The sequence below is a fragment of the Citrobacter sp. U14242 genome (genome assembly GCF_046555775.1).
GTDB lineage: Bacteria > Pseudomonadota > Gammaproteobacteria > Enterobacterales > Enterobacteriaceae > Citrobacter.
The window spans coordinates 118484-131535 of record NZ_JBKGLW010000003.1 but is presented as its reverse complement, the minus strand read 5'-3'; the positions used below and the strand labels follow the sequence as shown (position 1 = coordinate 131535).

Here is a 13052-nt window from a genome sequence, read left to right as displayed (position 1 = left end):
ACTTTTACTGTCGTTACTCTTCCAGAACAATTATATCTCCCGTTGCCGGGGCGGCAGTTCCCGGTAGCCACAAGCGTCCCCATGAACCGGTGCAATGGCAGCCGAGCAGCTTTTCCGGTTGCTGTTGCTTAATAAATTTTCGCGTCCGCCATAGTTTAGCGGGGGAAGCTGCGCGCAAATGGAACCCACCGATGAGGGCGTAAATTTTGTTAACACCGGTGATATTCTGGCAATGGCGTACGATATTCTCAATTCCCCGATGTCCGCAGCCGGTAATAATGACTAATCCGCGCTCAGATTTATAAATCAAGACACCTTCATCGCTGATGTAATCCGGTTGAGGTGTTTCCTCACTAATAACGCCATAGGCCTGCGGAGTGGGAACGCTAATTTCCCCGGACCATAAAAATCGATCGCTAATAACCAACGGTTTACGGGTGTATTCCATAATGAGTCGAGAGTAGTCGTTATCGCGGGAGAGTTTTTTTATTTTTCGCGGCGTTCCCGCAAGAGTTATTGAGGCGTAACGCTCACAGGCGATTTGAGGATGGCAAATGACACGACTGTTATCCGCAAGCCACGGCACGCCGCCACAATGATCGTAATGGCCATGCGAAAGCACCACGGCGTCAAGCTGCGATAAATCAACCCCCATTTGCGCGGCGTTAAGTATGAAGCTGTCATCCGGCCCGGTATCAAACAATATGGTGGTGGTTTTATCCTGAACTAACAGACTCAGTCCAGGCTTTGCCCGTAATGATTTATCTGCACTCGCAGCGCGCCGGTTTTCAAGCAATACCGTGAGGGTTAAAGCCACATCTGACTCCAGTATTAAAAGGACATACTGTAGCTCAGGGCTTTTGTGAGCGCTGTGATCGCAGCGCTCTTTAGCGTTATCTGTTACCGCGCACAGTTTGCCTGTGCGCGGTGTTTTTCCGCCTGCTGTTCATGGGCATAGGAATGACCATTATTCATCGACTGATGTACTACCACTGCTTTTTCATGTTCACTCATTTGTGAAAATGACTGTGCATGGGGTGATGTTTCTGCTGCATTAACGCCAGCAGAGATAAAAAATGCGATAGCGAAAAAAGAGGACATCTTATTCATCATATTTCTCCTGTATGGGTTTACGGAAGAGATTATAAAGAGCGAGGACAGTCAGCGACGTGACAGGATTATGACGGTTATGTCAGAGAATAATAATATTAATATGAGGTTTAATTGATGGCGCATTAGCGCCATCAATAATAATTAAGCGGCATACTTGGGTAATGTCAGAATAAAGCGGGTAGCGCGCGCGTCGGATGTTACGGAGACCTTGCCCTGGTGGGCAATCACAATCGATTTCACTATCGCCAGGCCAATACCGCTACCTTCGCCTTTACGCTGTCGTGAGGGATCGACGCGATAAAACCGGTCAAAGAGTCGTGGCAGATGTTCCGCGGCTATTGGCGTACCGGGATTTTCCACAATAATATGCACGAGATCATCAGCCTCTTTCACTCGCACGGTGACAGACTCGCCTTTTGGCGTATAGCGCATCGCGTTAGAGAGCAGGTTGCTCATTGCCCGGCGTAACATTAACGGGTCGCCAGAAACCCAGCATGCCCGACCTTCAAAGCGCAGGCTGACTTCGCGTTCTTCCGCCCAGGCTTCGAAAAAGTCGAACACTTTACTGACTTCATCCGCAAGATTCAGCGCTGTTTTTTCCGGGATCAGCTGGTTATTGTCTGCCTGTGCCAGAAACAACATATCACTCACCATCTTCGACATGCGCCCAAACTCTTCGAGATTAGAGTAGAGCACATCTTCCAGCTCTTTCGTGCTGCGGGGATGACTGAGGGCAATTTCTGTTTGCGTCACCAGGTTGGTGATGGGTGTGCGGATCTCGTGAGCAATATCTGCAGAAAAATTGGACTGACGTTTAAACACATCTTCGATTCGTTCGATCATGTGATTAAACGACTCGACCAGTTGCTCAAGCTCAATAGGCACGGCCTGCGGGTCCAGGCGAACATCGAGATCTTTAGAGGTGATATTTTGGATACGCCGACTGACATTACGGATCGGTTCATGGCCTTTATAGACGGCGAACAGCACGATAAAAACAATCATCATGCTAATTAACGATGCTGTCATGATCAGCTTGTTTTTCAAATCGTTAATGTAGTGCAGATGAAAATCGATCGATAATGCCATAAACAACGTATATGCCGGTTTCCCGTCTGGCAACTGCCCAATGGGTAAACGAATCATTCGCCAGTTGGAGGACGCATTTTTACCGTGTGCATGTTCTGATGTTTGCAGTGTTGGGCCGGAAATTAAAAAGACATTACGGGTATGGGCATTTTTATCCGGCGTTGCCGTGGCGATAAACTGACGAAGGTCTGGCGCATCAGGTGAATGGAAAATGGCCCTCTGATTGGCATCTTCCAGAGAAATAATGACGTTAGAATAACCCGAAACTACGTTTTTTAGTGTTTCCAGCCGACGCGATTCCGGTTCGTTCGGGTGGTTAATAATACGCTCCAGCGTCGCGCTGATCTCTTTTAAATCATTGATATCCTGCTCTGCGAAATGGACTTTCACCGAGTGGATCATTATCCATGCGAAAGCGAAAAATGAGGCGATAGTCGCCAGGCTGATAAAAAAGGTTAACCGTGTTGCCAGCGAAAAAGGGCGCTGTAATCGTTTAGTGGCCATCCGGCACCTCAAGCATGTACCCTACACCACGCACGGTCTGAATCAGTTTCGGCTCAAAGTCATTATCGATTTTGGCCCGCAGACGCTTCACGGCGACGTCAATCGCATTGGTGTCGCTGTCAAAATTCATATCCCAGACCTGAGAGGCAATCAGTGAACGCGGCAATACTTCTCCCTGATGACGCAGGAAAAATTCAAGCAGCGTAAACTCTTTACTGGTCAGGGTGATGCGTGTTCCGTTGCGGGTGACTTTTCTGCTGACCAGATCGACCATTAAATCCGCGACCTGAAACTGACTTTCGACAATGACCGCGGCTCCGCGTCGCAGCAGCGTTCTGACCCGCGCCAGCAATTCTGCAAAGGCAAACGGTTTAACCAAATAATCATCAGCCCCCAGCTCCAGACCTTTAACCCGATGCTCAATGGTACCCAGTGCGGTGAGAAGCAGAATGGGCATGCCTTTGTTGGCGGTGCGCAGCATTCGCACGATATCCCAGCCGTTTACATCGGGCAGCATGATGTCGAGAATGAGCAGGTCATAATCACCGGTCATCGCCAGGTGGTATCCGTTCAGACCGTTGTCCGCCAAATCCACAACAAAACCCGCTTCCGTCAGGCCTTTCGTCAGGTATTCGCCGGTTTTTTTTTCATCTTCGACAATCAAAATCTTCATGACATTCTCCATCACGCACTGGCTGTGCGGATTTTCAATTCTAGAGAAGGCGGATCGGATAGCAATCGGTTATTGGGAAAATGACAGTTTTGTCATTTTCCTGTCACCGGTTAAACAGAGTCATTCAGGTATAAATTCACACATCTTTTATGGTTATCAGTCCGGTCTGGACGAGAAGAACTATGTACAAATGTAAGCTTCTTACCCTCAGCGCTATTTTTGTTCTGGCTGGCTGCTCGTTGGCTCCGGACTATCAGCGTCCTGCATTGCCGGTTCCGCAGCAATTCTCCTTAAGTCAGAACACGCTGGTTTCAGCCCCGATGGGATATCAGGATACGGGCTGGCGTACCTTTTTTGTTGACTCCCAGGTGAAGGCGTTGATTGGTGAGGCGCTGGTCAATAACCGTGATTTACGCATGGCGGTACTGAAGGTTCAGGAAGCGAAAGCGCAATATGGTGTGACGGATGCCGATCGTTACCCGCAGCTTAACGCCGGTTCCAGCGGTACCTATAGTGGGAAATTAAAAGGTGATAGCAGCACCAACCGGGAATTTGAAGCGGGACTGAATCTCAGTTTCGATCTGGATTTCTTTGGACGACTGAAAAATATGAGTGAAGCCGATCGGCAGAATTTTTTCGCCAGTGAAGAAGCGCGTCGAATAGTGCATATTTCATTAATTTCTAACGTGGCGCAAAGCTATTTCAATCAGCGTCTGGCTTACGCGCAACTGCAAATTGCCGAAGAAACGTTGCAAAACTACCAGCGCTCTTATGCGTTTGTCGAGAAACAGTTGATGACCGGCAGTACGAACGTGCTGGCACTGGAACAGGCTCGCGGCGTGATTGAAAGCACACGCAGCGATATTGCTAAACGTCAAGGTGAACTGGCGCAGGCGAACAACGCACTGCAATTATTGTTGGGGACGTACGGGAAATTACCGAACGACCGTGTGCGCAGTCGCGGTGATATAAAACCCGTGACACTGCCCCCCGCACTCCCATCGCAAATATTATTGCAGCGTCCGGATATTATGGAAGCCGAACATGGATTGCTGGCGGCGAACGCCAATATTGGCGCTGCGCGAGCGGCGTTTTTCCCATCGATTACGCTGACCAGCTCTGTATCCAGCAGCAGTGGCGATCTTTCCAGTCTCTTTAATGCGGCCAGCGGCATGTGGAATTTTGTCCCGAAAATAGACATTCCGATCTTTAACGCTGGACGTAATCAGTCAAATCTCGATTTAGCAGAAATCCGCCAGCAGCAATCGGTGGTGAATTACGAGCAGAAAATTCAGAACGCATTTAAAGAAGTTGCGGATGCGCTGGTGTTGCGTCAAAGCCTTGCCGATCAAATTACCGGTCAACAGCGTTATCTGGACTCATTACAAATCACGCTGCAACGCGCTCGTGCACTCTATCAAAATGGTGCTGTTAGTTATATCGAAGTATTGGACGCCGAGCGTTCTTTATTCACTACACAGCAATCGTTGCTCGACCTTAACTATGCCCAACAGGTTAATGAAATTAAGCTGTTTGCTGCCTTAGGCGGTGGCTGGGTTGAATGATCTTTAATCTTAAATTCTCAGGAGTATATTGCATGAAAACTACCGCTAAAGCCGCTTTGTTTACTTTGTTATCTGTAGTCATGTTTAACGCTCAGGCCAATGAACATCAGCATGGCGAGATGATGAATATGGCGCCTGCGGCCCAGCAGGAGCAAGTGATTAGTGCGACAGGTGTGATTGAAGCTATTGATATGGATAGCAAAAAAGTCACGATTAAACATGAGCCTATTCCCGCAGTGAACTGGCCGGCAATGACGATGCGTTTCACGCTGGTACCTGATACCAAGGCCGACGATATTCAGCCTGGTAATAAAGTTGCATTTACGTTTGTTCAGCAGGGAAATCTCTCTGTCTTACGCGATATTCATATCAGTAAATAACGGATCTCGCTGGTCTCTTTTATTCTTGCCCGGGTTTTCCTGAACACGGGCGAGACTATCGCGCAATGGAAATCACTATGGCGTCTTTAAATATTAAAAATACCGCGCTTATTCTTGGCAGCATGATTGTCGGCGGAATTATTTCTGTCGGTGTGTATACCTATTATTCTTCCGCAAAAGTATCGGCCGATACCGGCGCTGCTCAAAAAAAAGAAGAGCGTAAAGTTTTATTCTGGTACGACCCCATGTATCCCAACACGCGGTTTGATAAACCGGGTAAATCACCGTTTATGGATATGGATCTGATCCCGAAATATGCCGATGAAGAGACGGCGAGTACATCCGCACCGGGCGTGCGTATTGACCCAACACAGACCCAGAATCTGGGGCTAAAAACCGAACCCGTGCGCCGTGGGCCATTGCAATATGCACAAACTTTTCCGGCGAACGTCAGTTATAACGAATATCAATTTGTCATTGTTCAGGCGCGTTCGGCAGGTTTTATCGAGAAGGTCTATCCGCTGACCGTGGGCGACAAAATTAAGCAGGGCTCGCCGCTTATCGATCTGACAATCCCTGACTGGGTAGAAGCACAAAGTGAATATTTACTGCTGCGGGAAACGGGCGGCAGCGCGACGCAGGTTGAAGGCATTCTGGAGAGATTACGCCTGGCTGGAATGCCGGAGGCGGACATTCAACGCTTGAAAGCGACGCGGAAAATTCAGACCCGCTTTACCCTGAAGGCCCCTATTGATGGGGTGATTACCGCGTTTGATTTACGAACTGGTATGAACATCTCAAAAGATAATGTGGTCGCAAAAATTCAGGGGATGGATCCGGTATGGGTCAGCGCATCGGTCCCGGAATCTATCGCCTGGCTGATTAAAGACGCCTCACAATTCACCATTACCGTACCTGCCTGGCCGGGTAAACCCTTCACCATTAGCAAATGGAGTATTTTGCCGAGTGTGGATGCCACGACGCGCACGCTCCAGCTTCGCCTACAGGTTGATAACCCGGATGAGGCCCTTAAGCCGGGAATGAATGCCTATCTGCAACTAAAAACGCAAAGCGAACCGATGCTGCTGATCCCGTCTAAAGCGCTGATTGATACCGGTACCGAACAGCGGGTTATCACCGTCGATAATGAAGGACGATTTGTACCTAAGCAGGTTGCCGTATTCCATGAGTCTCAGGGGTTAACGGCCATCCGCTCTGGTCTGAGCGAAGGTGAAAACGTGGTGTCCAGCGGTCTGTTTCTGATCGATTCCGAAGCGAATATTTCTGGCGCGCTGGATCGTATGCGCGCCCAGACAAACGGGACACACGCTGTCCCCGCGATGCCAGCCCAGGCGACCCATTCACACTGAGGATATGATAAATGATTGAATGGATTATTCGCCGCTCGGTGGCAAACCGTTTCCTGGTGATGATGGGGGCGCTGTTTCTCAGCATCTGGGGCACCTGGACCATCGTGAATACGCCGGTTGATGCGCTGCCCGATCTCTCTGATGTGCAGGTGATCATCAAAACCAGTTATCCGGGGCAAGCACCGCAAATTGTTGAAAATCAGGTGACCTATCCGCTGACCACCACCATGCTGTCGGTGCCGGGAGCGAAAACGGTGCGTGGTTTCTCGCAATTTGGCGACTCTTACGTGTATGTCATTTTTGAAGACGGTACCGATCCTTATTGGGCGCGCTCCCGGGTTCTGGAATATCTCAACCAGGTGCAGGGGAAATTACCCGCAGGCGTCAGCGCGGAAATGGGGCCGGATGCCACCGGTGTCGGCTGGATCTTTGAATATGCGCTGGTAGATCGCAGCGGCAAACACGATCTGGCCGAACTGCGCTCACTGCAGGACTGGTTTTTAAAATATGAACTGAAAACGATCCCCAACGTGGCGGAAGTGGCTTCGGTGGGCGGTGTGGTCAAAGAGTATCAGGTTGTCATCGATCCGATGAAGCTGACGCAATATGGCATCAGCCTGGGTGAGGTGAAATCGGCGCTGGATGCCTCAAACCAGGAAGCCGGTGGTTCATCTGTCGAAATGGCCGAAGCGGAATATATGGTCCGCGCCAGTGGGTATCTGCAGTCCCTTGATGACTTCAATAGTATCGTGCTGAAAACCGGCGCTGATGGCGTACCGGTCTATCTGCGTGATGTTGCCCGCGTACAAATTGGGCCGGAAATGCGCCGCGGGATCGCCGAGCTGAATGGCGAAGGCGAAGTGGCAGGCGGTGTAGTGATCCTGCGTTCCGGTAAAAATGCGCGCGAGGTGATTTCCGCGGTTAAGGCTAAACTTGAAACGCTGAAGGGCAGTCTGCCAGAAGGCGTTGAAATAGTTACAACATACGATCGCAGTCAACTGATCGATCGCGCGATTGATAACCTGAGCTACAAGCTGCTGGAAGAATTTATCGTTGTGGCGCTGGTGTGCGCGCTTTTCCTGTGGCATATCCGCTCGGCGCTGGTGGCGATTATTTCTCTGCCGCTGGGACTGTGTATCGCGTTTATTGTGATGCATTTCCAGGGACTGAACGCCAACATTATGTCGCTTGGGGGGATAGCCATCGCGGTTGGCGCGATGGTTGATGCCGCAATCGTTATGATTGAGAACGCGCATAAGCGGCTGGAAGAGTGGGGGCATCAGCATCCGGGTGAAAAGCTGGATAACGACACGCGCTGGAAAGTCATCACCAACGCCTCGGTGGAAGTCGGCCCGGCGCTGTTCATTAGCTTACTGATTATCACGCTATCGTTTATCCCTATCTTCACGCTTGAAGGGCAGGAAGGGCGGTTGTTTGGTCCGCTGGCGTTTACCAAAACCTACGCTATGGCAGGTGCTGCGTTTCTGGCCATTGCGGTGATCCCGATCCTGATGGGATTTTGGATCCGTGGCAAGATCCCGGCGGAAAGCAGCAACCCGCTCAACCGTTTCCTGATTCGTATTTACCATCCGTTATTGTTGAAAGTGCTGCACTGGCCGAAAACGACCCTGCTGGTGGCGGTGCTATCGATCCTGACCGTCATCTTTCCGCTGAATAAGGTTGGGGGTGAATTCTTACCGCAGATTAACGAAGGCGATCTGTTGTATATGCCTTCAACCTTGCCAGGAATTTCCGCAGCACAGGCGGCAGATATGCTGCAAAAAACCGATAAGCTCATCATGACGGTTCCTGAAGTGGCGCGCGTGTTTGGTAAAACCGGTAAAGCTGAAACCGCCACCGACTCCGCACCGTTAGAAATGGTGGAAACCACCATCCAGTTGAAACCGCAGGATCAGTGGCGTCCGGGGATGACGATGGACAAAATCATTGAGGAACTGGACAAAACCGTTCGTTTACCGGGGCTGGCGAACCTGTGGGTACCGCCAATTCGTAACCGTATCGATATGCTCTCTACGGGGATTAAAAGTCCTATCGGCATTAAGGTATCGGGTACCGTGTTATCGGATATTGATGCTGCGGCAGAACAAATCGAAGAAGTTGCAAGAACGGTGCCTGGCGTGGCGTCCGCATTGGCTGAACGTCTGGTCGGCGGGCGTTATCTTAGCGTAGATATTCATCGTGAAAAGGCCGCCCGTTATGGGATGACCGTCGGTGATGTGCAGCTGTTTATCACCTCAGCGGTAGGCGGCGCCATGGTAAGTGAAACGGTTGAAGGGATTGCCCGCTATCCGATCAATCTGCGTTATCCACAAAGCTATCGCGATAGCCCGGAAACGCTACGGAATCTGCCGATACTGACGCCAATGAAACAGCAAATCACGCTAGCGGATGTGGCGGATGTACAGGTGGTTTCTGGGCCGTCGATGTTGAAAACTGAGAACGCGCGGCCAACCAGTTGGATCTACATTGATGCCCGCGATCGCGACATGGTGTCGGTGGTGAACGATCTGAAAAAAGCGATTGCTGAAAACGTCCAGCTCAAACCGGGGACCAGCGTGGCATTCTCGGGACAGTTTGAGCTGCTCGAGCGCGCCAGTCATAAGCTCAAACTGATGGTGCCGATGACATTGATGATTATCTTCGTGCTGCTGTATCTGGCATTCCGTCGTTTTGGCGAAGCACTGTTGATTATTACCAGTGTGCCCTTTGCGCTGGTAGGCGGAATTTGGTTTCTTTACTGGATGGGATTCCATATGTCGGTCGCGACCGGAACCGGATTCATCGCACTGGCAGGCGTGGCTGCTGAATTTGGTGTGGTGATGCTGATGTACCTGCGCCACGCAATTGAAGCAGAGCCTGCGCTGGAAAATCCGCACACCTTTACCGTGGATAAACTGGATGAGGCGTTGTACCACGGAGCGGTACTGCGTGTGCGTCCTAAAGCAATGACTGTAGCGGTCATCATTGCGGGTCTGCTGCCGATTCTATGGGGAACGGGAGCGGGGTCTGAAGTCATGAGCCGTATCGCTGCACCGATGATTGGCGGCATGATCACGGCACCTTTGCTGTCACTGTTCATCATTCCGGCAGCGTATAAACTGATGTGGCTACACAGGCATCGCACCCAGAAATAACCCCTGATAGCGCTCACCTTCAATATACCGTGTTGCGTGACCAAATATTTACCCATCCAGGTATGAGTGAGTCATTAAACGATCTTTTTTCTCTCGTTCAATAATAAATATAGAGTCTGCATCTTTGCCCCACCTGTGTGGGGCTTTTTTTATCATATTGTTATACAGCACAATACTATCGAACAGCTATTCTGGGTTAGGATTGATGGGGGGAGTGCTGGCATTTGCAACGCCGCTTGTCACCTTGTCGTTTTTAATTACCACACCGGAAGCATGGGTTATGCCATTGGGTGATTCACACCACGGTTTTCCGTATTTATCGGGGGCGGGACGTCTGGTGCTAAAAGACACGTTAATGTTGGCTGGGCAGTGATGATAATTGCTGATTCTGCCCGAGCAATCGTTAAACAACGGTATTGAATTTTTAACGCTGTGCCCTCTGTAAGATAGTTTGCCACTCTAATTTAATTCGGTATTTACCGGGATCAGCATGATGCTGGCCTTTTTTATCACTTAAGTTAAATTATGATTGATATACCTGAATGATACAGTCTTCACTGTGAAATGAGACGTCATTGTATTGATATCAGTTGGCTAATGCCCACCCGCTGAATATCTTGCCTATAGGTTCAGCAAACACCCGTCCACGCTCTGTATTGTCAATCTCTTAGTTTTAAAGCATTTTTTCTATTTTATTTCTGTGCGATTATTGCTATTTATTATCTCAAAATCGCATTTTGAAAGGTCTTGTTATTCGCTTTTGTTATAGTAATTACGTAGGTTTGCATGGTTTTAGGCATGGCTTAAGCTAAAATTAATTCTGATTAAATGTTTTTACGTATCAATAAATGACGAAAGATAGTTAAAAACTTAAGTTTTAATCAACTGTTCGACATGGAATCCACTATGGTATTTAGGCGCCAGGGTGGATGCTGATCTCGCGTTTTTGTCTGTCATCAGACCGGGGCCGAGACATATCTTAAATATGGAAATAAGGGTTTTAGAATGAACTTTGGATTAGCAAAGGACAACAAGTTTGAGATCATCGCTATCCTTCGTGAAGAACTGCATAAGAAGACGAAGCTGGAAGTTTTATGTGAAAACACCAGCGCCATCACGCAGTTAGAAAGGATCGATTTTGAACGCTTTGTGGTCACCGGTCATGAAGACATCATTCCTGAAAAGATCCAATACTTTATCCTGCACAGTGACAGCGGGATTATAAAATTTAGCGCCAGATTTGAAGCAACCTCATCAACAGGTGCTGAGGCAGGATTATCCTACCTCATCCCGGATATGATTTTCTTTGCCCAACAGCGACAGAATCAGCGGTTTTCTTTTCTGAAGGGGTTCGATTTTTTCTGTTTTGGTCGTTACAAAAACGGAGAGAACTACTCACTTAAGATTAAAAACATCTCTCAGGGTGGCTGTGCGTTAATCGCTAAAGATGTTAATGCCCGTTTTCTTTACAAGGATGCAGTGATTAAAAATGCTGCTCTGGATTTTGATACGTTCGGCAGTTTTCAGCTTGATTTAAAAGTCATTGATGTCGTCGCGATCAACGAATTTGATGAGGATAATCAATTGTATTCCTGTCATCAGGTTTCTTGTGAGTTCGATTTTAAGAATCGTCGTGAAGAGGCTGAAGTTGAGAAAACCATTATTAAATTTTTAATGAGTAATAAAATTAGAAGCTTATAAGGAGCGGTGAACAGGATGTTGATGTGTGGCAGTGATAATTTTGTGGGCAACGGTATGTTTGCCTACCTGACAAGCAAACATGTGCCGATAAAAACATTCCAGTTTGAGGATATGTTGCAGCAGTCGTCATTATGCCAGCATCAGACAATGGTTTTTAATATCATTAACAATGAACAGCCGTGTTCCGCCATTGTGCAGTTTTTGAATAAAAACCGGTTCAAGTTTTATAATAGCGTCGTCGTCATCGTAGCTGATAGTTTGGTGGCGAAATTATGTATTGAATTATTATACGTTGAAAAAACTATAGTATTGACTGAGAAATCCTCATTGCGTGATTTTGCTCAGTTGGCTACGTTGTCCGCCGGGAAATGGAATCCCCGGCTGTATCGTTCGCAGAAAAGATTGACGGAAAGAGAACAACAAATCCTCAATCTATTGGTAAGTGGTTATTCTGCCAGGGAAATCTCTGAGTTGGTTAGTCTGAACTATAAGACTATTCAGGCGCATAAGATGAGGGTTGTCGCCAAGCTGGGACTGACCAATACGTCTGATCTGAATAAACTGATTGTCAGATTTACCCATAGCATGTCTTTTTTACCCTAACCTGGCTATTCTTTTCTGATGTAATGCATTAACAGCAGGTACAACTCGGGAGTGATTTTGACTGGTTTTTAATTTATAGGATTTGTAGAGGGAGAGGGGGAATGTTTAATTCCGATGAGGTGCTCACCGCGCTTGAAAAGGCATTGAATACCAGTCAGCTTTATATGGTTTATCAGCCTATTTTTAATTTACATACCGAGTGTATTAGCGGGTTTGAAGCATTAATGCGGTGGAACAGCCCCCAGATGGGTATGATCTCTCCTGATGTGTTTATTACGTTACTGGAAGACAGTGGCAATATATTTTCAATTGAAGATATGGTTGCCAGTCCGCCGTGGAATGTTGCGAGTACCTGGCCTGAACCTCTTGTATTATCAGTAAATATTTCTGCGCTTGAATTCTGCGATCCTCTTTTACCTCAACGAGTCAGACAAAACCTGGCCGCTTCCGGCCTTCCCGTTCATCGATGCCAGATTGAAGTAACGGAAACATCGCCGCTGTGTGACAGTCAAATAGCGGCGAAAAATATGACGGAACTGAAGGCTATAGGGGTCAAATTAGCGCTCGATGATTTTGGCACCGGGCACGCTAATCTTAATTATCTGTTGAAATACCCTTTTGATACCTTAAAAATTGATAAAGAATTTGTCACTGAAATAGAGCCCGACACTAAATCGACAAGGATTATTGAGGGCATCATTTCTTTAGCGCACAATTTTGGCATTGAAGTCCTGGCCGAAGGGGTCGAAACCCAGTCTCAACTGGATCGCCTGACGCAGATCGGCTGTGACAAAATTCAAGGCTTCTTCATTTCTCCCCCGGTGTCGGCAGAAGAGATTCCTTCACTCATCGCGCACTATAACCGTTAATCTCATCCCTCTTTGTTGTTCCCCTTAGTC

The 13052-nt window shown here is 48.2% G+C and carries 11 protein-coding genes and 2 pseudogenes; 9 read left to right on the top strand and 4 right to left on the bottom strand.

Going from position 1 to position 13052, the window contains the following annotated elements; all coding sequences use genetic code 11:
* Nucleotides 1-13: 13 nt before the first annotated feature.
* From ACLJXE_RS05605 to cusR, 4 genes are all read right to left on the bottom strand, one after another.
* On the bottom strand, nucleotides 14-817 hold the full coding sequence (locus ACLJXE_RS05605) for an MBL fold metallo-hydrolase (protein ID WP_410750323.1): 804 nt from the start codon (nucleotides 815-817) through the stop codon (nucleotides 14-16).
* 83 nt (nucleotides 818-900) lie between these two features.
* Nucleotides 901-1110, bottom strand: a complete 210-nt coding sequence (locus ACLJXE_RS05600; RefSeq protein WP_410750469.1) for a hypothetical protein — start codon at nucleotides 1108-1110, stop codon at nucleotides 901-903.
* 144 nt (nucleotides 1111-1254) lie between these two features.
* Nucleotides 1255-2706: a Cu(+)/Ag(+) sensor histidine kinase gene (locus ACLJXE_RS05595; RefSeq protein WP_286628439.1), complete on the bottom strand. Its 1452-nt coding sequence runs from the start codon at nucleotides 2704-2706 to the stop codon at nucleotides 1255-1257.
* Nucleotides 2696-3379, bottom strand: a complete 684-nt coding sequence (gene cusR / locus ACLJXE_RS05590; RefSeq protein ID WP_040232623.1) for a copper response regulator transcription factor CusR — start codon at nucleotides 3377-3379, stop codon at nucleotides 2696-2698. Before cusR ends, ACLJXE_RS05595 begins: the two co-directional genes overlap by 11 nt.
* Nucleotides 3380-3561: 182 nt before the next feature.
* On the opposite strand from cusR, the gene ACLJXE_RS05585 reads away from it, so the two are divergent.
* The 9 genes and pseudogenes from ACLJXE_RS05585 to ACLJXE_RS05545 all read left to right on the top strand — a co-directional run bounded on the left by ACLJXE_RS05585 (nucleotide 3562) and on the right by ACLJXE_RS05545 (nucleotide 13022).
* Nucleotides 3562-4944, top strand: coding sequence for an efflux transporter outer membrane subunit (locus ACLJXE_RS05585; RefSeq protein ID WP_410750322.1), 1383 nt, complete (start codon nucleotides 3562-3564; stop codon nucleotides 4942-4944).
* A gap of 32 nt (nucleotides 4945-4976) precedes the next feature.
* Complete coding sequence (gene cusF / locus ACLJXE_RS05580; protein ID WP_410750321.1) at nucleotides 4977-5324, top strand: cation efflux system protein CusF; 348 nt, start codon at nucleotides 4977-4979, stop codon at nucleotides 5322-5324.
* A 77-nt stretch (nucleotides 5325-5401) separates the two neighbouring features.
* The gene (locus tag ACLJXE_RS05575) at nucleotides 5402-6694 is read left to right on the top strand and encodes an efflux RND transporter periplasmic adaptor subunit (protein WP_410750320.1); all 1293 of its coding nucleotides are present in this window, start codon (nucleotides 5402-5404) and stop codon (nucleotides 6692-6694) included.
* An 11-nt stretch (nucleotides 6695-6705) separates the two neighbouring features.
* Nucleotides 6706-9849 (top strand): CusA/CzcA family heavy metal efflux RND transporter, encoded by a 3144-nt coding sequence (locus ACLJXE_RS05570; protein WP_410750319.1) that lies wholly within the window; start codon nucleotides 6706-6708, stop codon nucleotides 9847-9849.
* Nucleotides 9850-9860: 11 nt separating this feature from the next.
* Nucleotides 9861-9953: pseudogene (locus tag ACLJXE_RS05565) on the top strand (hypothetical protein); the annotation flags it as partial.
* 86 nt (nucleotides 9954-10039) lie between these two features.
* Nucleotides 10040-10269, top strand: a pseudogene (locus ACLJXE_RS05560) (DUF417 family protein); the annotation flags it as partial.
* Between the two features lie 585 nt (nucleotides 10270-10854).
* The gene (locus tag ACLJXE_RS05555) at nucleotides 10855-11550 is read left to right on the top strand and encodes a flagellar brake protein (RefSeq protein ID WP_410750318.1); all 696 of its coding nucleotides are present in this window, start codon (nucleotides 10855-10857) and stop codon (nucleotides 11548-11550) included.
* A 21-nt stretch (nucleotides 11551-11571) separates the two neighbouring features.
* Nucleotides 11572-12153 carry a LuxR C-terminal-related transcriptional regulator gene (locus tag ACLJXE_RS05550; RefSeq protein WP_410750317.1) on the top strand — a complete coding sequence of 194 codons (582 nt, stop codon included), beginning with the start codon at nucleotides 11572-11574 and terminating at the stop codon, nucleotides 12151-12153.
* A 101-nt stretch (nucleotides 12154-12254) separates the two neighbouring features.
* A complete protein-coding gene (locus ACLJXE_RS05545; RefSeq protein ID WP_410750316.1) occupies nucleotides 12255-13022 on the top strand; it encodes a putative bifunctional diguanylate cyclase/phosphodiesterase in 768 nt (255 codons plus the stop codon).
* Nucleotides 13023-13052 lie beyond the last annotated feature (30 nt).